At 26.1% G+C, this 17,616-nt stretch carries 23 protein-coding genes and 1 tRNA gene; 16 read left to right on the top strand and 8 right to left on the bottom strand.

What is annotated here, in order from left to right; genetic code table 11:
* Window positions 1-87 precede the first annotated feature (87 nt).
* The 6 genes from mobB (at window position 88) to CAQ16704_RS04110 (ending at window position 5,275) form a co-directional block, all read left to right on the top strand.
* Entirely contained in the window at window positions 88-567 is a 480-nt protein-coding gene (gene mobB / locus CAQ16704_RS08230) for a molybdopterin-guanine dinucleotide biosynthesis protein B (protein WP_039667004.1), read from the top strand.
* A gap of 9 nt (window positions 568-576) precedes the next feature.
* The gene (locus CAQ16704_RS08225) at window positions 577-1,425 is read left to right on the top strand and encodes a class 1 fructose-bisphosphatase (RefSeq protein ID WP_039667003.1); all 849 of its coding nucleotides are present in this window, start codon (window positions 577-579) and stop codon (window positions 1,423-1,425) included.
* Window positions 1,425-1,619 carry a hypothetical protein gene (locus CAQ16704_RS04125; protein ID WP_039667002.1) on the top strand — a complete coding sequence of 65 codons (195 nt, stop codon included), beginning with the start codon at window positions 1,425-1,427 and terminating at the stop codon, window positions 1,617-1,619. Before CAQ16704_RS08225 ends, CAQ16704_RS04125 begins: the two co-directional genes overlap by 1 nt.
* 12 nt (window positions 1,620-1,631) lie before the next feature.
* A complete protein-coding gene (gene metG, locus CAQ16704_RS04120) occupies window positions 1,632-3,515 on the top strand; it encodes a methionine--tRNA ligase (protein WP_039667001.1) in 1,884 nt (627 codons plus the stop codon).
* Window positions 3,516-4,457, top strand: coding sequence for a hypothetical protein (locus CAQ16704_RS04115; protein ID WP_039667000.1), 942 nt, complete (start codon window positions 3,516-3,518; stop codon window positions 4,455-4,457). It abuts the gene before it with no gap.
* 74 nt (window positions 4,458-4,531) lie between these two features.
* Window positions 4,532-5,275: a major antigenic peptide PEB2 gene (locus CAQ16704_RS04110; RefSeq protein WP_039666999.1), complete on the top strand. Its 744-nt coding sequence runs from the start codon at window positions 4,532-4,534 to the stop codon at window positions 5,273-5,275.
* Between the two features lie 42 nt (window positions 5,276-5,317).
* Here CAQ16704_RS04110 and CAQ16704_RS04105 read toward each other — a convergent pair whose 3' ends face one another.
* The gene (locus tag CAQ16704_RS04105; protein WP_039666998.1) at window positions 5,318-5,890 is read right to left on the bottom strand and encodes a YceI family protein; all 573 of its coding nucleotides are present in this window, start codon (window positions 5,888-5,890) and stop codon (window positions 5,318-5,320) included.
* Window positions 5,891-5,960: 70 nt separating this feature from the next.
* On the bottom strand, window positions 5,961-6,626 hold the full coding sequence (gene queC / locus CAQ16704_RS04100) for a 7-cyano-7-deazaguanine synthase QueC (RefSeq protein WP_039666997.1): 666 nt from the start codon (window positions 6,624-6,626) through the stop codon (window positions 5,961-5,963).
* 54 nt (window positions 6,627-6,680) lie between these two features.
* On the opposite strand from queC, the gene ybeY reads away from it, so the two are divergent.
* Together ybeY and CAQ16704_RS04090 are read left to right on the top strand one after the other, a co-directional pair.
* Complete coding sequence (gene ybeY, locus CAQ16704_RS04095; protein WP_039666996.1) at window positions 6,681-7,100, top strand: rRNA maturation RNase YbeY; 420 nt, start codon at window positions 6,681-6,683, stop codon at window positions 7,098-7,100.
* Entirely contained in the window at window positions 7,093-8,064 is a 972-nt protein-coding gene (locus CAQ16704_RS04090) for a DUF3298 and DUF4163 domain-containing protein (protein ID WP_039666995.1), read from the top strand. Before ybeY ends, CAQ16704_RS04090 begins: the two co-directional genes overlap by 8 nt.
* 2 nt (window positions 8,065-8,066) lie before the next feature.
* Here CAQ16704_RS04090 and CAQ16704_RS04085 read toward each other — a convergent pair whose 3' ends face one another.
* Window positions 8,067-8,477, bottom strand: coding sequence for a PepSY-like domain-containing protein (locus CAQ16704_RS04085; protein ID WP_039666994.1), 411 nt, complete (start codon window positions 8,475-8,477; stop codon window positions 8,067-8,069).
* Between the two features lie 113 nt (window positions 8,478-8,590).
* Here CAQ16704_RS04085 and CAQ16704_RS04080 point away from each other — a divergent pair, with 113 nt between their 5' ends.
* Window positions 8,591-9,121, top strand: coding sequence for a rhomboid family intramembrane serine protease (locus tag CAQ16704_RS04080; RefSeq protein WP_039666993.1), 531 nt, complete (start codon window positions 8,591-8,593; stop codon window positions 9,119-9,121).
* On the top strand, window positions 9,118-9,606 hold the full coding sequence (locus CAQ16704_RS04075; RefSeq protein ID WP_039666992.1) for a phosphohistidine phosphatase: 489 nt from the start codon (window positions 9,118-9,120) through the stop codon (window positions 9,604-9,606). Before CAQ16704_RS04080 ends, CAQ16704_RS04075 begins: the two co-directional genes overlap by 4 nt.
* A gap of 445 nt (window positions 9,607-10,051) precedes the next feature.
* Here the strand turns inward: CAQ16704_RS04075 and CAQ16704_RS04070 are convergent, their stop codons facing one another.
* Window positions 10,052-10,252: a hypothetical protein gene (locus tag CAQ16704_RS04070; protein WP_039666991.1), complete on the bottom strand. Its 201-nt coding sequence runs from the start codon at window positions 10,250-10,252 to the stop codon at window positions 10,052-10,054.
* Window positions 10,253-10,346: 94 nt separating this feature from the next.
* Between CAQ16704_RS04070 and CAQ16704_RS04065 the strand changes: the two genes are divergently transcribed.
* The 3 genes from CAQ16704_RS04065 to CAQ16704_RS04055 are packed head-to-tail and all read left to right on the top strand — an operon-like array spanning window position 10,347 to window position 12,511.
* Window positions 10,347-11,033: an aspartate racemase gene (locus CAQ16704_RS04065; protein WP_039666990.1), complete on the top strand. Its 687-nt coding sequence runs from the start codon at window positions 10,347-10,349 to the stop codon at window positions 11,031-11,033.
* Window positions 11,030-12,097, top strand: coding sequence for an integrase/recombinase (locus CAQ16704_RS04060; protein WP_039666989.1), 1,068 nt, complete (start codon window positions 11,030-11,032; stop codon window positions 12,095-12,097). Before CAQ16704_RS04065 ends, CAQ16704_RS04060 begins: the two co-directional genes overlap by 4 nt.
* Window positions 12,098-12,142: 45 nt before the next feature.
* Window positions 12,143-12,511: a hypothetical protein gene (locus tag CAQ16704_RS04055; RefSeq protein ID WP_039666988.1), complete on the top strand. Its 369-nt coding sequence runs from the start codon at window positions 12,143-12,145 to the stop codon at window positions 12,509-12,511.
* A gap of 5 nt (window positions 12,512-12,516) precedes the next feature.
* Here CAQ16704_RS04055 and CAQ16704_RS04050 read toward each other — a convergent pair whose 3' ends face one another.
* A complete protein-coding gene (locus CAQ16704_RS04050; RefSeq protein ID WP_039667724.1) occupies window positions 12,517-13,395 on the bottom strand; it encodes a DMT family transporter in 879 nt (292 codons plus the stop codon).
* A gap of 70 nt (window positions 13,396-13,465) precedes the next feature.
* Here CAQ16704_RS04050 and murA point away from each other — a divergent pair, with 70 nt between their 5' ends.
* Window positions 13,466-14,722, top strand: coding sequence for a UDP-N-acetylglucosamine 1-carboxyvinyltransferase (gene murA / locus CAQ16704_RS04045; RefSeq protein ID WP_039666987.1), 1,257 nt, complete (start codon window positions 13,466-13,468; stop codon window positions 14,720-14,722).
* Window positions 14,719-15,885 (top strand): molybdopterin molybdotransferase MoeA, encoded by a 1,167-nt coding sequence (locus tag CAQ16704_RS04040; protein WP_039666986.1) that lies wholly within the window; start codon window positions 14,719-14,721, stop codon window positions 15,883-15,885. Before murA ends, CAQ16704_RS04040 begins: the two co-directional genes overlap by 4 nt.
* Here the strand turns inward: CAQ16704_RS04040 and CAQ16704_RS04035 are convergent.
* Both CAQ16704_RS04035 and CAQ16704_RS04030 read right to left on the bottom strand, forming a co-directional pair.
* Window positions 15,875-16,312, bottom strand: coding sequence for a hypothetical protein (locus tag CAQ16704_RS04035; protein ID WP_052244995.1), 438 nt, complete (start codon window positions 16,310-16,312; stop codon window positions 15,875-15,877). The two genes, CAQ16704_RS04040 and CAQ16704_RS04035, sit on opposite strands and share 11 nt — an antisense overlap.
* Entirely contained in the window at window positions 16,309-16,605 is a 297-nt protein-coding gene (locus tag CAQ16704_RS04030) for an invasion antigen C (RefSeq protein WP_039666985.1), read from the bottom strand. Before CAQ16704_RS04030 ends, CAQ16704_RS04035 begins: the two co-directional genes overlap by 4 nt.
* Before the next feature lie 107 nt (window positions 16,606-16,712).
* Here CAQ16704_RS04030 and CAQ16704_RS04025 point away from each other — a divergent pair.
* Window positions 16,713-16,787: transfer RNA gene (locus CAQ16704_RS04025), tRNA-Gly, on the top strand.
* Between the two features lie 84 nt (window positions 16,788-16,871).
* Here the strand turns inward: CAQ16704_RS04025 and CAQ16704_RS04020 are convergent.
* The gene (locus tag CAQ16704_RS04020; protein ID WP_039666984.1) at window positions 16,872-17,555 is read right to left on the bottom strand and encodes a hypothetical protein; all 684 of its coding nucleotides are present in this window, start codon (window positions 17,553-17,555) and stop codon (window positions 16,872-16,874) included.
* Between the last annotated feature and the right edge of the window lie 61 nt (window positions 17,556-17,616).

Raw genomic sequence — 17,616 nt, 5'->3', positions numbered from 1 at the left:
GTTTTATCCTAATTTTTTTATAATTATAAGCTTTTAACTTTTAAAAAGATATAATTATATATATTTTCTTATTTTAAGGAAAGCATAGTGAAAAGATTAGCAATGGCTTTTAGTGGACCTTCTAATTCAGGTAAAACTACTTTGATTACTCAAGTTGCTAAATATTTTATGGAACAAAACTATAAAGTTTGTATTATAAAGCATGATCCAAAGGATAAAGCTAGTTTTGATATAGCTAAAAAAGATAGTTTTAAATTTTTTCAAAGTGGTGCTGATGTAATGGTATTAAGTCCTACAAGAACAACTTTATTTACCCATTCTCCAAGTAGTTTAGATGAAGCAATTTCTAAACTAGGAGATTTTGATTTTTTATTTATAGAAGGATTAAAAACTTTGGATATACCTAGAATTAGTGTATTTTGTAAAGAAATTGATGAAACATATTTTACTTATTCTGATGCTATAGCAAGTTATGAAAAAATTTTTTATAAAAAACTAACTTGGATTCATTTGGATGATTTAGAAAGTATTTGTAATTTTATATTAAAAAATTCAAAAAAAGTATAGGAGTAAAATATGCAAGAAATTATCAATGATATACAAAAAGCAGTGATTGAAATTTCATATGAGCTTAGATATTTAACGGATTTTGATTATACAAGTTCTCAAAATGCAACTGGAGATAAACAGTTAAAGCTTGATGTAAAAAGTGATGAAATTATTACTAGAATTTTAAAACAAAATAAAAGTATAAAAAGTTTAATTAGTGAAGAAAAACAAGAGCAGTTACTAATCAATGAAAATGAAAAATACATTGTTGCATATGATCCACTAGATGGATCTTCTTTGGTGGATGTTAATTTTGCTATAGGCTCTATTTTTGCCATCTATGAACAAAAAGCAAGTGCAAAAAATTTAAAAGCTGCTGTCTATGTTATTTATGGTGTGCGATTAGAATTAATAATTTGTATAGATATTCCTAAACTTTATAGACTAAATGAAGATGACGAATTTGTTTTTGTTAAAGATTTAAAACTAAATGAAAAAGGCAAATTAAACGCAAGTGGTGGGACACAAAAAAATTGGTCAAACAACCATAGAGCTTTTATAAAATCCTTGTTTGATGAGGGTTATCGTTTGAGATATTCTGGTGCCATGGTGAGTGATTTACACCAAATTTTACTTAAAGGTGGAGGATTATTTTCGTATCCTGCAACAAGCGATGCACCAAATGGAAAGTTAAGAGCATATTTTGAGGTGTTTCCTTTTGCTTTTATTTTTGAAAAAGCAGGAGGATTTTCTACTAATGGAGAAAATGATTCTTTACTTGATTTAGAATTTGAAAAAATCCATGCAAGTACGCCATGCTTTTTGGGTTCAAAATATGAAATTGAAAAACTAAAACAAGCTTACAAAGGGCTTTAATGGCTGAAGTTAAAGATGAATTTGAGCTGGCTTTAGAAGTTAAAAAAAATGAACTTCAAGCTTGCCAAAACGATAAAAACTTAAAATCTTGTTTACCTTGTTCTATGGTTTTTGAGTGCTCTTTAAGAAAAGAGTATATTGAAGCAGTTTATAAAAGTATGTCTAAAGGTAAAGAAGGTGGATTTGATTTTTAATAAAGGTTGAAAATGCGTTATATTACTACTCCAATATATTATGTAAATGATGTGGCACATATTGGTCATGCCTATACTACAATCATTGCAGATACTCTAGCGAGATTTTATCGTCTACAAGGACATAAGACTTTTTTCTTAACAGGTACAGATGAACATGGTCAAAAGATAGAGCAAGCTGCTAGTGCTAGAAATTTTACCCCTAAAAAATATGCAGATGAAATTAGTTCTAAATTTAAAAAACTTTGGGATGAATTTGAAATTTCTTATGATTATTTCATTAGAACTACGGATGAAAATCACAAATTAAGCGTTCAAAAAGCATTTAAAAAAATGTTTGATAAGGGTGATATTTATAAAGGAACTTATGAAGGCTTTTATTGTGTTTCTTGTGAGAGTTATTTTACTCAAACTCAACTTGTGAATGAGTGTCATTGTCCAGATTGTGGCAAAACAACACAGCTTTTAAAGGAAGAAAGTTATTTTTTCAAGCTTTCTAAATATCAAGATCAAATTCTTAAATGGTATAAAGAGCAAAAGCCTATTTTACCTAAAAATAAAGCTAACGAGCTTATTAATTTTGTAGAAAGTGGTTTAAAAGACTTATCAATTACAAGAACAAGTTTTGAATGGGGGATAAAACTTCCAAAAGAATTAAATGATGATAAACATGTTATTTATGTTTGGCTTGATGCTTTGATGAATTATATAAGTGCTTTGGGTTATGGACTTGATGAAAAAAATATGAATTTTTGGCCAGCTCATATTCATTTTGTTGGTAAAGATATATTGCGTTTTCACGCAGTATATTGGCCAGCATTCTTAATGAGCTTAGAGCTTCCTTTGCCTAGATTTGTTGCTGCTCATGGTTGGTGGACAAAAGATGGTGAAAAAATGAGTAAATCTAAAGGCAATGTAGTATCTCCTAGAGAAATAGCTAATACTTTTGGTTTAGAAACTTTTAGATATTTTTTACTTAGAGAAGTTCCGTTTGGCAATGATGGAGATTTTTCGCAAAAAGCATTAGTTGCAAGAATTAATGCAGAATTAGGCAATGAACTTGGGAATTTACTAAATAGAATCATTGGTATGAGTACAAAATATTCTCAAAATATTATCGAAATTGAAGATGTTAAAAAATATTTTGAAAATGAAATTAGTGAGTGTAAAGAATATTTAGATAACGCAATTAATGCCTTAGAAAATATCCAACCAAATCGTTATTTGGAAGAACTTTTTAAAGCTTTAGCCTTAGCGAATTTAAGTATTAGTAAATACGAGCCTTGGAATTTAATCAAAAATAACGAGTTGCAAAAAGCAAATGCCTTAGTTGCTTTATGTGCCAATATTTTAGCAAAAGTTACAATTTTACTTTCAGCTGCTATGCCAAAAACAGCTTTAAAAATTGCTAAAGCTTTGGATTTTGAAATTTCAAATGAAAATTATCAAAATTTGATTTTAAATAATCAATTATGTAATTTAAAATCAAGCCCATGTGAAGCTTTATTTCCAAAAGTAGAATTAACTCAAGAAGCAAAAAAAGAAGAAAAGATTGAAACTCCAAGCTTAGCTCAAATTAAAATTGAAGATTTTAAAAAAATTGAAATTAAAGTAGCTTTAGTAAAAGAATGTAAAAACATAGAAGGAAGTGAAAAACTTTTAAAATTTCAACTTGAACTAGAAAATGGAGAACTAAGACAAGTGCTTTCAGGTATTGCTAAATTTTATAGTGCAAACGAATTAATAGGAAAACAAGTTTGTGTAATAACTAATTTAAAAAAAGCTAAAATTTTTGGGTATGAAAGTCAAGGAATGATATTAAGTGCTGAAAAAGATGGAAAATTAGTTTTAATTACTCCTCAAGGTTTTATTGAAAATGGAGCTTTGATAGGTTAAATGAATATTTCTAATTTTATCGAACTTGTTAATGCTATAGTTTTAAATTATGGAGCAACTTCTAGTGTATATGATTTTAGTGTAGACTTAAATAAAATTAAACCAGCAAGTGTTTTTTTTGCTAAAAACCAAGAACAAGCAGATTATGCTGTAAAATTTGGAGCATATGTGATAGTAAGTCAAAAAAAAATAAAATTTATAGATAAAGATGTATTTTATCTTCAAGTTCTTGATTTAGAAGAAGCTATTTTCAGACTTTTTAGATTTTTATGCGAAGAAAAATCTTGTGAATTTTTATATTGTTCCAACATAGAATTAAAATTTGCAAATGCATTTAATTTTAAAATATTAAGTTCTAACATTTTAATTGATTTTGAGCTTTTGAAAAATGCCAAAGAAAAAACTTTTTTTTGTTCTAGTGATGAAAAATTTATTCTAAAATTAAAACCAACTTATTGTGTTTTAAAAAAATGTTATTATGAACTATTAGGTGTTAAATCTTTATTTTATACTAGTATTCTTTGCAAAAATTTATATTTTAAAGATTTAAAATTTGCTTTTTTTTATGCAGATATTTTTGCAAGTTTTATTGATTTTATTGAAAGTAAAAAACTATCTTTTAATTTTAATGAAAAAAAATTAGAACTTTTTAAAACATTTTTTTTGGATTCAAAAAATGAAATTTGTATCTTTGGTAGTAGTTCTAGGGTAGTTTTGCTAGTAGAAAATGATGAAGATTATGAATTTATAGCACAAAAACTCCAAAATATAAAAGGTTTTAAAACCGCATTAAAAAATTCTTTATTTTGCGATTTTCCGTACTCAACTTTAAGTGAGTTTAAAAAAAATATTGATTTTACATATTGTCTTATAAAAGAAAATCAAGAGGATTTTCTTGCTTATTTTTTACCTAATAAAAAAGAAATTGGTTTATTTGATTAAAAATATTTAAAAATAATTTTTATTAACTATAAAAGGCTATATTTTTATGTTAAATTTTATTTAAAGGTTAATTTATGAAAAAAATTTTATTATTGAGTGTATTTACAGCAGCTACTATAAATGCTGAAATTTTAGTTTATGGTCCTGGTGGTCCAGCACCTGTTTTAAAAGAACTTGCTAAACAATTTGAAGTAAAAAGTGGAGAAAAAGTCATTGTTAATGCAGGTCCAACTCCTAAATGGATAAAACAAGCTAAAATAGATGCTGATATAATTTTTTCTGGCAATTCATCAATGATGGATGACTTTATTAAAATGTTACCAAGCCAAATTAAAATAGAAGATGTTCAAGTTTTAAATGCTAGAGGATCTGGTATGATAGTAAGAGCTAATAATCCTAAAAAAATTAAAAAATTTGAAGATATTTTAAAAAATAATGTTAAAGTAATGGTTGTTGATGGGGCAGGGCAGGTTGGTTTATATGAAGATATGGCTTTAAAAACAGGAAAAATCGAAAATTTAGAAAAATTAAGAAAAAACATTGTAGTTTATGCTAAGAATTCAAAAGCTGCCGTAGATGAGTGGAAAAACAATCATAATATTGATGTATTAATTATATGGACCCACTGGATTAAAGCAGTTGGAGAAAAAGAGAATAAATTTATCAAAGCAGATAAAAATTCCATCATTTATAGAGCTAGCGAAATAGTTCCAACAAAAAAAGGTATGAACAATCCAAAAGTAACCGAATTTATACATTTTATTCAAAGCAAAGAAGCTCAAAAAGTATGGAAAGAAGAAGGTTGGATAGGTAAATAATTTTTTATATTTCTTACAAGCATATTTTATGCTTGTAAGAAATTATTTTTCATTTATTTCAGCTTCGATATTAATTTGTATTTCATCACCAATTGTTAAAGTAGAAGTTTTTGGTGCAAAATTAAAATCACTTCTTTTGATTTGACCCTGTAGAGTAAACCCTGCTTTTTCTTTACCGTTGTCTGTTTTAATTATGCCACCAATTTCAGTATCTAAAATAATATCTTTGCTTATACCAGCAATATTTAACAAACCATACATTTTACCTTTTTCGTTAGAAATTTTTTCATATTTACTCATGGTAAAAGTGATATTTGGATGAGTTTTTGCATTAAAAAAATCATCTTGTTGTAAATGTGTGTCCCTAGCTTTGTTTTCGGTATTTATAGAAGCAACTTTTACATTTGCTTGGAGTTTATTAAATTTAAAATTACTACTATCAAAATCAATCATAGCATCATAATCTCTAAAATTTCCATTCACATTACTAATTTGTAGATGTTTAATTTTAAATGCGACATTAGAATGTGCTTTATCTAAATTAAATTCTTTTGCAAAAACATTAATGCTCACTAAAGAACCAACTATAATCGAACTTAATAAAATTTTCTTCATATTTTCCCCTATATTTTAAAATTTTTCTAGTAATAAATATTATTAAATAAAAGTAAATAAATATACTAAATCACATATAAGTTATTTCATCTTTATAACCTGCTTCTTTAAATCCTCTAAGTCTTAATAAACAACTATCGCATTTTCCACAAGCTTTTTCCTCGTTTTCATAGCAGGACCAAGTGTATTTTAAAGCTACTTTTTCTTTTATAGCTAAACTTACTATTTGACTTTTGTTAAGATGAACCAATGGAGTTTTTATTTGTATTTTGCAATTTTTACTTGTTCCTTCATTTATAAAATCATTTGCCTTTTGTATGAAATCTTGAGTACAATCAGGATATCCACTACTATCTTCTTCAACTACACCTATAAAAATACACTCGCATTTTTCTTTTTCTGCAATAGCACCAGCAATAGATAAAAAAATTCCATTTCTAAATGGAACATAGGTATTTGGAATTTCTTTTTCATGGAGTTTATTTTTTGGTATTTCTAAACTTAGATCTGTTAAAGAATTTCCACCGATATTAGCTATAAAAGATACGTCTAGAATATATTTTGCTGTTATATTTAATTCTTTACAAATTTTATTAAAGCATTCTCTTTCTTTATTCATAGTGCGTTGATTATAATCAAAATGCAAGGCGATAACTTCATATCCTTCGTTTTTGGCTAAATATGCACAAAGAGTACTATCCATACCACCACTTATAATACAAAGAGCTTTTTTCATATACTTTTCCTTAATTTTGATATAATTTGAAATTATAATTTTAAAAGGATAATAATGATTTTTTGTGAAGAAGAAATTGACATTTCTTTTCTTGAAAAAATTGCCAAAAATATGAGTGATAAAAACATAGAGCTTGTTTTGGTGGATGAAAAAACTATGCATGGAATTAATCTAAGCCAAAGAGGCATAGATAAAACAACAGATGTTTTATCTTTTCCACTTTTGGAAAACTGTGAAAATTTACTTGGCTGTATCGTGATTAATTTAGATGAAGTTAGTAAAAATGCAATACAATTTAAACATAGTAATGAAGATGAAATATCTTTGCTTTTTATTCACGCAATGCTTCATTTGCAAGGTTATGATCATGAGGTAGATCAAGGACAAATGCGAGAAAAAGAAAAAGAATGGATTGATTTTTTTAAACTTCCAAAAAGTTTAATTATAAGAGTAGAAGAGGGAGAAAATGTTTAAAAAAATAGCTTTTGGGTTAAGTTTGTATGTAAGTTTATACGCATATGAAAAAAATACTTTTGATGTTAGTTTTTTACAAGGAAAGGAATTTGATATTCAATTATATAGTTCAGCAAAAAGTAATACAAGTTATGGCTATATACAAACTAAACAAAAACAACATAGTTTTTGGGGTAGTGCTAATAAAAATGAATATTTTATTGATATTAACGATTTTGGTGCATGTGCTTTAAAAGATGTAAAAAATAATAAAACTGAAGCTTTATGTAAAATTGGAAATAAAAAAGAAGAATATACTTTTGAAAAAAAACTTTCAGGATTTAAAATATATAAATTATCTTTAAAAGATCAAAAACAACTTAGTGAAGATAATAAAACTATAGATTTTGATTATAGTGCAGATTTATTAAAATACTCCAGTAAAAATAAAAATTTAGAAAAAATCATTGATGATTTTAATGAAAATTTAAACGAAGCTTCGTTAATTCAAATAGCAAAAGAAAACAAAGATAAATGGAAAAAAGAAGAAATTGTTAATAATGATTTTTTAGCACAAGCTTATGTTTTTTATCAAGATGATAAGATTATATCTTTAGGAAAAAATATTTATGAATATAAAGGTGGTGCCCATGGAATGATGAATTATGAAAGAAAGACATATGATATTATAAATATGACTTTGATTAATTTAAAAATGGAATTAAAATTAGAAAATGAGGATTTTAAAAAACTTATAAAAGATAAACTTTTTAGTCTTTACAATGAAAATGAATTATTTGATACTAAAGATTTAAAAATGACTGAAATTTTTGAAGTTAGGAAAGATGGGTTAGTCTTTATATGGGAGCCTTATGAAATAGCACCTTATTCTACTGGTGTTGTAGAAATTTTCATAGATTTTAAAGAATTAAAACCTTTTTGGAAAAAAAATTCAAAACTTTCTTATTTGAGCTTAGTAAAATAAGCTCAATCATCGTATTTTTGCCTTAATATTGTTCCGTTATTATCAATATAAAGTTTTATTTGATTATTAAGTTTTATTTTATAGTATGAAATTTTTCTTTCTATTTCAACTATGGAAGCATTTGGGTAAGTACTTTTTATGGTATTTTGTATAGCTAAAGGTAATATAGAAAAATTTAAAGCTTTAAAATTCTCAGCTTCTTTAAACTCTCCTGAAAGTGAAAATTCAAGTTCACTTCCATCACTTAGGTATATTTCATAAGAATAACCATCTTGCTCAACTAAGCCAATATCTGCTTTAAAATGTTCCTTTATAAAATTTTTAACTTCTACTGGCAAAGAATCAGGAGCTATAACAATACCGGCATTAAGAATGCTTAAACATAGTAAAAAAACCAAAATTAATTTTTTCATTTTTTAAACCTTATTATAATTTTTGTCGATATTGTATCTCATAAATGTGAATTTTATATGTAAAACTAGTTTGTTTAATAAACTTTTACTATTAAAATATAAAGTAGAGAGTGATGATAACTTCTTTTTTTATAGCTTTAAATATTATTATATTTATCTATGTTAATTATTTTTATTTTGACTCTTTAAGTTTAGATATAATTTTAGGTTTAAATTTATTCTTCCTTCAAGGATATTATTGGCAAATTTTAAGTTCAATTTTTATGCATGGAAATTGGACACATTTAATTTTAAATATGATAGTGCTTTTTCAATTTGGTTCTATACTAGAAAAGTATTTAAAAAGTTTTAAATTTGCTCTGCTTTATTTAGCAGGTGGAATTCTTTGTTCTTTACTTAGTGTTTTTTATATATATTTAAGCTTTGATGGTGGTTTTGTAAATGTAGTAGGGGCTAGTGGTGCAATATGTGTTTTAATGGGGTTTTATGCATATTTAGATAAAAGTGCTACTAAAGGGCTTATTATAGCTATATTATTGATGAGCTTTGTACCTATTTTTATGGGTATAAATGTAGCTTGGTATGCACATATTTTTGGATTTATATGTGGTTATATTTTAGCTAAATTCGGAATTATAAAATGAAATATATTTATTTTATAAGACATGCTAGGGCACAAAAAAATATACAAATTCAAGATCTTCAAAGAGATCTTAGCTCTAGTGGCAAAGATGATATTAAAACTATGATTTTTAGGATTAAAGACTTAAAATTTAAAGCCCAAAGTATTATTTCAAGTCCTGCTAAGCGTTGTATAAAAACAGCACAAAAAATATGCAAAAGTTTTGCTTTAAAAGAAAAAGATATTTTAATAGAAAAAAGCTTCTATGATGGAAATTTTGATGAAGTTTTAAATTATATAAAAAAGATAAAACAAAATAGGGTGGTGCTTGTAATGCATAATCCATTATTATTACAATTATGCGAATATTTAACACATATAGATTTAGAAAATTTCCCAACTTCAGCCATATTATGTATTAAATTTAATATAAACAATTTTGAAGACATAAAAGAACATACTGGAGAAGTTGTTTTTTTTGATTACCCTAAAAGTCAAGATTTTTAACTTTAAAAAACAATTAAGTAAAAATTAAAAATATATTCTAGTAAAAATAATTAAAATTTCTTATTTATGTTTCATGCTATATGCATAATTAGTTTTATTATTTTTCAAAAAATTATGCTAATTTTTTTGTGGATAAATTATTATAATTCAAAAAATAAAATCACACAAATACCTAAAAATAGATATTTTATTAGTATATTTATATATGATAGTATAGTAAAATATAAAAGTTTGAAAATTATAGTTTTCAATATAAAATATATATAATTTAAATATTTTACTATTTATCATATAATTTTACATAATTAATAAGTTTTATTTAAAATATTTTTTATGACATAAAAAGCTAAAATTACAAATGAAAATAAAAAATAATACTAGAGATTTTAAAACAATTTTGTATTCAAAAACAAGTGCTAACACTGTATAAAGTTTTTAAGTCTTATTAAGATTTTTGGATTAATCTTGAAAGTTGTTTTGCTAAAATCATAGCAGTATTTTCATCTTTTGACAGTTTTTTCATGTTTTCTTTAAATTCATAAAGTCTTTTTTCTTGAGCAAAGTCACTTTCAAAGCCAATATCTTGTTTGTAGTTATTATCTTTTTTTGGAGCAATTGGTATTTTTTTCTTCTTCATAAAAAACATTATCCTGCCCTATTTTGTTTTTATAATTATATCTTGATATTTTTTAAGTAAGATTTTTTTATAATTTTTATATTAAATTTAAAAGGAAAAAAGTTTGAAAACCATAGGTTTAATAGGTGGAATGAGTTATGAAAGCACGCTTAGTTATTATGAAATAATCAATAAATTAACAAATGAAAAACTAGGAAAATTACATAGCGCTAAGATAGTTTTAACTAGTGTTGATTTTGAAGAGATAGAAGAATGTCAACGCAAGAATGATTGGCAAAAAGCAAGTGAAATTTTAACTCAACATGCCCTACTTTTGCAAAAATGTGGAGTTGATTTTATATTAATTTGTACTAATACTATGCATAAATGTTATGAAAATATACAAAAAAACATTCAAATTCCTATTTTGCACATAGCTAAAGCTATGCTTTTAGAGCTTCAAAACCAAAATATCAATAAGGTATTATTATTAGGGACAAAATACACTATGACTGAAGATTTTTATAAACAGCTTTTAATTGCTTCAAAGATTGAGGTTTTTATCCCTAAAAAAGATGATATAGTAATAGTTAATGATATTATTTTTAATGAGCTTTGTAAAGGTATTATAAATGAAGAGTCAAAAAGATATTTTGATGATTTGATTGTTCAATTTCCACAAGTTCAAGGAGTTATTTTGGGTTGTACTGAACTTGGTTTGATTATTAAAGAAAATTCTAAAAAGCTATTTGATAGTGCTTATATTCATGCAAAAATGGCTGTTTTAAAAGCTTTGGAGAATAAGCGATGAAATATCCTCTAGATTGTGAAGAAAATTTTGAAAAGTCATTTTTATTTTGGCTTTGTAGATATGTGAAATTTAAGCTTAATTCTTTATCAAATAAGGAATTAAAAGATCCTCAAGCTTTGGCTGTAGTAAATTTAGCCTTAAGTAAAGGTGTTAAAAATATACAAGAGCTCGATGCTTTTGTAAAAAAAGCAAGAAATGCAGGACTTAGCGGTGTAAATACATATTTTAATCCTTTGAAAAAGCTTTATGAGTATTTAATGTTTTATAAACTTCATTCACTAAAACAAATCGATGAAGAGCTTTTAGTAGAAATTTTAGCAAGCATTAGTGCTTCATTATCTGATGCAAGTAAGAAAAATTATCGCATAGCCGTGATTAATTTTTTTGCATTTTTAGATAAACAAAATGAAGAAGATGATAGAGCTCATGTTTTTGATATAAATCTTAAAAATTGGGCTGGAATTAGTGGTTCTAAGGGAATTAAACTACCTGAATATATGAGTGAAGATGAAGTAGGTAAATTTTTAAATGCTATTGATAATACTGATTTTAAAAATAATACTATACGCAATCGTTTAATTATTAAAATCATCATTTTTACAGGAATTAGAGTTAGTGAAGCTATTAATATAAAATTAAAAGATATTAGTGAAGAAAATGATCTTTATATCATACGCATTAGAGGCAAAGGTAATAAATATCGAGTTGTGATGATTAAAAAAGAGCTTATAGAGCATCTTTTAAAAGATGTTAGAGTAAATTATCTTTCTCATGATGGACTTTTATTTGTTAATCGCAACGGAAAAACTCTAACTCAAGCTTATGTTTCTCGTATAGTAGAGCAAATCTTATTTAAAGCCGGAATTCGTAAGCAAAAAAATGGTGCTCATATGTTAAGACATACTTTTGCTACCCTACTCTATAAAAAACAAAAAGATTTGGTTTTGGTTCAAGAAGCACTAGGACATGCAAGTTTAAACACTTCAAGAATTTATACTCATTTTGATAATGAAAAGTTAAAATTAGCCGCAGAAGTAGCTAAAAAACTTTATGATGGAACTTAAGTATTTTTTCAAAAATCCGATATGTTCTTAAAGAAAGGATATATTATGCAAATAAATGACTATACTGGTAAAATTAATCCTTATGTTTCAAATACTCAAAAAGAAGAAAAAGAAAATAAAGAAAATAAAAATTTTATAGAGTTTAAATTTACTCAAGGTATAAAAGAGCTTGGAAAAAGCGTTAAAGAAAGTCAAAATGGAGAAAAATCTGAAGATGAGTTAAGCAAACTTTACAAAGAGCTTTCTAAAATACAGGCTAAAATTGCAGAATTGAATGCAAAATTACAATCAAGTCAAGATCCACAAAAAGCACAAATGATCAATTCTCAAATTCAAAGTTTAAATACACAAATGCAAAGTATTTATGCAAGAATTATGCAAATGTTATCTCAAGCTATGCAAGCTGTTAAATAATTTAGTTATTTAGTATGTTTAGCATTCAAAAAGACACTAAGAATAATTAAGCTAAAAGCAAGAAGATCAATTAAACTATAAATAGTTCCTAAAAATAAAAAATTCATCGAAGCAGCAGCCACAGGTTCGATACAAGCTATCATACTAGCCTTAAAAGCTCCTATTAATTCAATCCCCTTTAAGTATAAACAAAAAGCTCCTATTGTGCCTATGAGTATAATTCCACTCATAGCTAAAAATGAATTTAAAGAAAAATTATGTTTTGGGATATTCCCTTGTAATAGTGTAAAAAGCAAAATAGAAGCAAATAAACTAGCTAAACCCATGATTAAAAATAAGCTATATTTTGCTATGATAAGTCTAGCACTCAAAGAATAAAACGCTACTCCAATAGCTCCAAAAAACGCCCAAATAACACCTCTTATATCAAGCTTTAATGCATAAATATCCCCATTTGTTATAAGTAAAAATAAGGCAAAAAGTATTAAAAACAAAGCAATTAGTTCTATTTTTTTAGGAAAAATTTTATTTTTAAAACACATAAAAAGCATTATGATTAGGGGTGCATTGTATTGAATCATCGTAGCAGTTCCCGCATCAGTATAATAAATAGCCTTAAAATAACCATATTGAGTTATTAATAAACCAAAAATTGAAAAAATTAAAAGAGAACCAAATTCTTGTTTTTGCTTTAATAATTTTAATTTAAAATTTTTTGCACCTAAAATTATTAAAATAATACCAGTAAAAATTAAGCGATAAAAACTCACCCATTCAGCAGAATAATGATTTTTAAACAAATACTCAGCTAAAACCCCACTTACAGCCCAAAGTATCCCGCCAAGTATAACTAGAAAAACTCCAAAAAATACCTTTAATCTTATCAATTTATATAATATTTGTAGTAAAATATTATTATATCATTAAAAAATGTATGTATTTTAAGGAAAGTTAATGACTTATTTGGAGATTGATAGTGTTGAAAAATTAAATGGAGAAGTAATAATAAGCGGTGCTAAAAACGCTGCACTTCCTTTGATAGCTTCAAGTATTTTAGCTAAAAATGAAGTGCAAATTTCAAATTTACCAAATGTTGCAGATATTTGTACCCTACTTTCTTTGCTTGAAAATTTAGGAGCAAATTATACCTTTAAAAACAATTTCGCAAAGATAAATACAAATAATCTAAATAAAACTATAGCAAAATATGACATAGTGCGTAAAATGCGTGCTTCTATACTTACTCTAGGACCCTTACTAGCCAGATTTGGAAATTGTGAAGTTTCTTTACCTGGAGGTTGTGCTATAGGACAACGCCCTATTGATTTACACCTTTTAGCTTTAGAAAAAATGGGAGCTAATATTGAAATTAAACAAGGTTATGTAGTAGCTAGTGGAAAACTCAAAGGTGCTGATGTGATGTTTGATAAAATCACCGTTACTGGTAGTGAAAATATCATCATGGCTGCAGCCTTAGCTTATGGTAAAACTAGACTTTTAAATGTTGCTAAAGAGCCTGAAGTGGTGCAACTTTGTGAGGTTTTAGCTCAGGCTGGACTTGATATACAAGGCATAGGATCTTCTGAACTTGAAATTTATGGCACAAGTGGAGAACTTTTAGAATTTAAACCTTTTGAGATTATACCTGATCGCATTGAAGCAGGAACTTACTTGTGTGCAGGAGCCATCACTAACTCAAAAATTACTCTTAAAAAAGTTAATGCAAACCATCTTAGTGCAGTTTTAGCAAAGCTAGAACAAATGGGATTTAGTTTTGATGTAAATGAAAATAGTGTTAGCATCAACCCTGCTAAAGAAATTAAGCCGGTTGAAATTTTAACTAGTGAATATCCAGGTTTTCCAACGGATATGCAAGCACAATTTATGGCTTTGGCTTTAAAAGCGAGTGGTACAAGTATTATTGATGAAAGATTGTTTGAAAATCGTTTTATGCATGTGAGTGAACTTTTAAGAATGGGAGCTGATATAAGATTAAATGGGCATATTGCTACTATAAATGGTTCCAAAGAGCTTTTAGGGGCTGATGTTATGGCTACTGACTTGCGTGCATCTTCGGCTTTAATTTTAGCAGCTTTAGCAGCTAAAGGAACAAGTAAAATTCATAGAATTTATCATCTTGATAGGGGCTATGAAAATTTAGAAGAAAAATTTAAAAAATTAGGTGCAAGTATAAGAAGGCTTGAAGAATGAGAGATATTTTTGCAACTTTAGAGTTTTTAAAAGAGCAAATCAAAGCAAAAAATGAGTTTCAAAGAGTAAATTTAACACAAGCTTTGGGGTGTATTTTATATGAAGATGTTTTTGTTGAAAAAAACTTACCTGCTTTTGATAATTCTGCCCTAGATGGTTATGCGCTAAATTATGCGGACAAAAATGAATTACTAAAGATAAAAGGAAGTATTTTAGCAGGAGATAAAAATAATTATGTTTTAGCTAAAAATGAATGCTATAAAATTATGACAGGAGCTAAAATTCCACAAAATGCAAATACTATTTTAATGTTTGAAGAAGCTTTACTTGAAGATGAAAAGCTCAATGCGAAAAATGCTAAAGAAAACAATGCTATCCGTTTTAAAGGCGAGGAAGCAAAGTCTGGAGAGCTTTTGTTTAAAAAGGGGCAAAAAATCACTTCAGGCATGATAGCTATGCTTGCTTCTCAAGGAATTTATGAGCTAAAAGTGGTTAAAAAAATGCATATTGGGATTTTTTCAAGTGGAGATGAGCTTGTAGAACCTTGGGAAAATGCTGATGAATATAGCGTATATAATGCAAATGCATTTGGAATTTATGCTATTTTGCAAGATTATGCTGATGTTGAGTATTTAGGGCTTATAAAAGATGATTTAAATGCATATAAAAAGCTTTTAGAAAATAAACAATTTGATATGCTTATAAGTAGTGGTGGAGCTAGCATAGGTGAGGCTGATTTTATCAAACAAGCTTTAATTGAATGTGATTTTAGCCCTATTTTTGAAAAAGTCAATGCTAAGCTTTGTAAGCATGTAAAACTTTTTAGTAAAAAAAATATGCTTTTTTTGGCTTTACCAGGAAACCCTTTGGCTTCTTTAGTCTCAACACATATTTTTGCTAGAAATATTTTAAATTTATTCTACGGGTTAAATTTATTACCATTTTTAAAAGTAAAATTAGCAAAAGATTTGAAATTTAAAGGCAAAAGAAATGATTTTGCATTTGGAAAGTTATCACAAGAAATTTTTATACCAAATCAAACTAAATTTGGCTCAGGTATGATAAAACCATTATATGAAAATTCACATATATTTATAAGTAAAGAAGATAAATTAGAATATAAAAAAGATCAAGAAATTGAAATTTTACAAATCAATCATTAGTTAGTGGTGCTGAAAATACATTAAAATCTTTGTTTTCTTTTTGCTTTTGTTCTATTTTAAGCTGCCAAAAATTAGTACTAAATTTTAAGCTATCTAGGCTAGATGTTTGCATAGGATTAATATTTTCTATTTTTGATGTGATTTTATTGTTTATTTGCTCATTGATATTTTCTTTTGTTTTCTTTTCAAGTTTGATTTTAATTTGTTCTTTATAGCTTTGCTCATCTAAAACTATTTTCTTTTCAAACTGATTTGTTTCTTTGTTAAAAACTAATTCTTCTTTGTATTTTTTCATTTTATCTTCTGCAAGTTTTTTATTTTGCTTTAAAAGATAATCAAAAGGTAAATCATACAAAGAAGATTTTTTATTTTGTCCTTTATTGTTATTTGAAAATAATTCTTCAAAATTGTTATTAGAAATTTTCATAATCTTGCTTTATCTAAAGTTTTAAATAGATTGTTTATAACATTTTCTTGATTTTTTTCATATTTGTTTTGGCGAAATTTTCCCCAAGCATATACACTAAAATCTTTAGAGACATTTTTAATATTTAAATCAGTATTGTTAAAATTTTCACCTTTTTCTTTTTTATATTCTTTTTCTTCTTTATTTTTTAAAGCATTTAAAGTAGCCTGAAATTCATCTGATGAAGTATTTTTTTCTTTGATTTTTGTCATATTATTTAAAGCTAAAGTGTTTTGTTTTTCATTTACTAACATGAAATCTCCTTTTTTGATTTAAAAATTTATAAGCAAAAAATATTCCTTTTTATACACTTGACTTTAATATAAACTTTTGTTAAAATCACGCCCTACTTTAAAGATAAGCGGGAATAGCTCAGGGGTAGAGCACAACCTTGCCAAGGTTGGGGTCGCGAGTTCGAATCTCGTTTCCCGCTCCATTTTTCTATAAATTGAATTTTTGTAATTTAGTTTTATTAAAAATCCATGATTACTTTCATTGATTTAATTAAGTAAGAAATAATTCAGACTTTAATATTTATAATTTTTAACATAGTGTTTTGAGAAAGGAAATCATTAGCTTTTTCTATATCATTGCTAAATTTTACATTAAAAAGAATTTCTAACTCTCCATTTGTGCTAAATTTATTTTTTAAAAGATTCTTTACAAGTTCATTTCTTATATTATTACCTTTGTAAGTTTCTTTGTTTTTGCTTTCGCCTTGTATGGGTTTGAAATGTTTTTCTTTATTTTTTTCTGAATTTTCTTGAAAGCTGTTGATTTTCTTACTAAAATCAACAGAGTATGTTTTTTGAAGCTCAAGGTATTTTTCTTTAAAATCATTTATGCTTTTACTTGTATGAAAAATTTTAACATAAGCTTCATCATAACTTGTTCCATTTATACTTAACCAATGGGGTGATTTAGAGTTTTCATCCATCCATTTGTATAAATTTTCAACTTCTAATTTTGATAATTCATTTTTTCTAAGCTTGTCTTCTATTGAATCTTCAAGTAATTCTATTTTATCACTAAATTTTTTAGAAATTTTATATAAATCTATTAAATCATTACCTAGTTTTTCTCTTTGTTTTTTTATAAGTTTAGAATTTCTATTTTCTACAATTTCGTTTTTTATTTTATTAAGTGTTTCTAATGGATTTTTCCCAAAATATTTATTAAAAGAGCTTAATGGAAATGTTATCATTTTGTTATCCTTATTACATAAATGTCTATTTAAATATCGACCATTTTTTGTATAAATTTTT

The organism is Campylobacter sp. RM16704 (genome assembly GCF_000816245.1).
Lineage (GTDB): Bacteria > Campylobacterota > Campylobacteria > Campylobacterales > Campylobacteraceae > Campylobacter_D.
The sequence above is the reverse complement of the archived record's forward strand: the minus strand, read 5'-3'. Positions and strand labels throughout refer to the sequence as shown.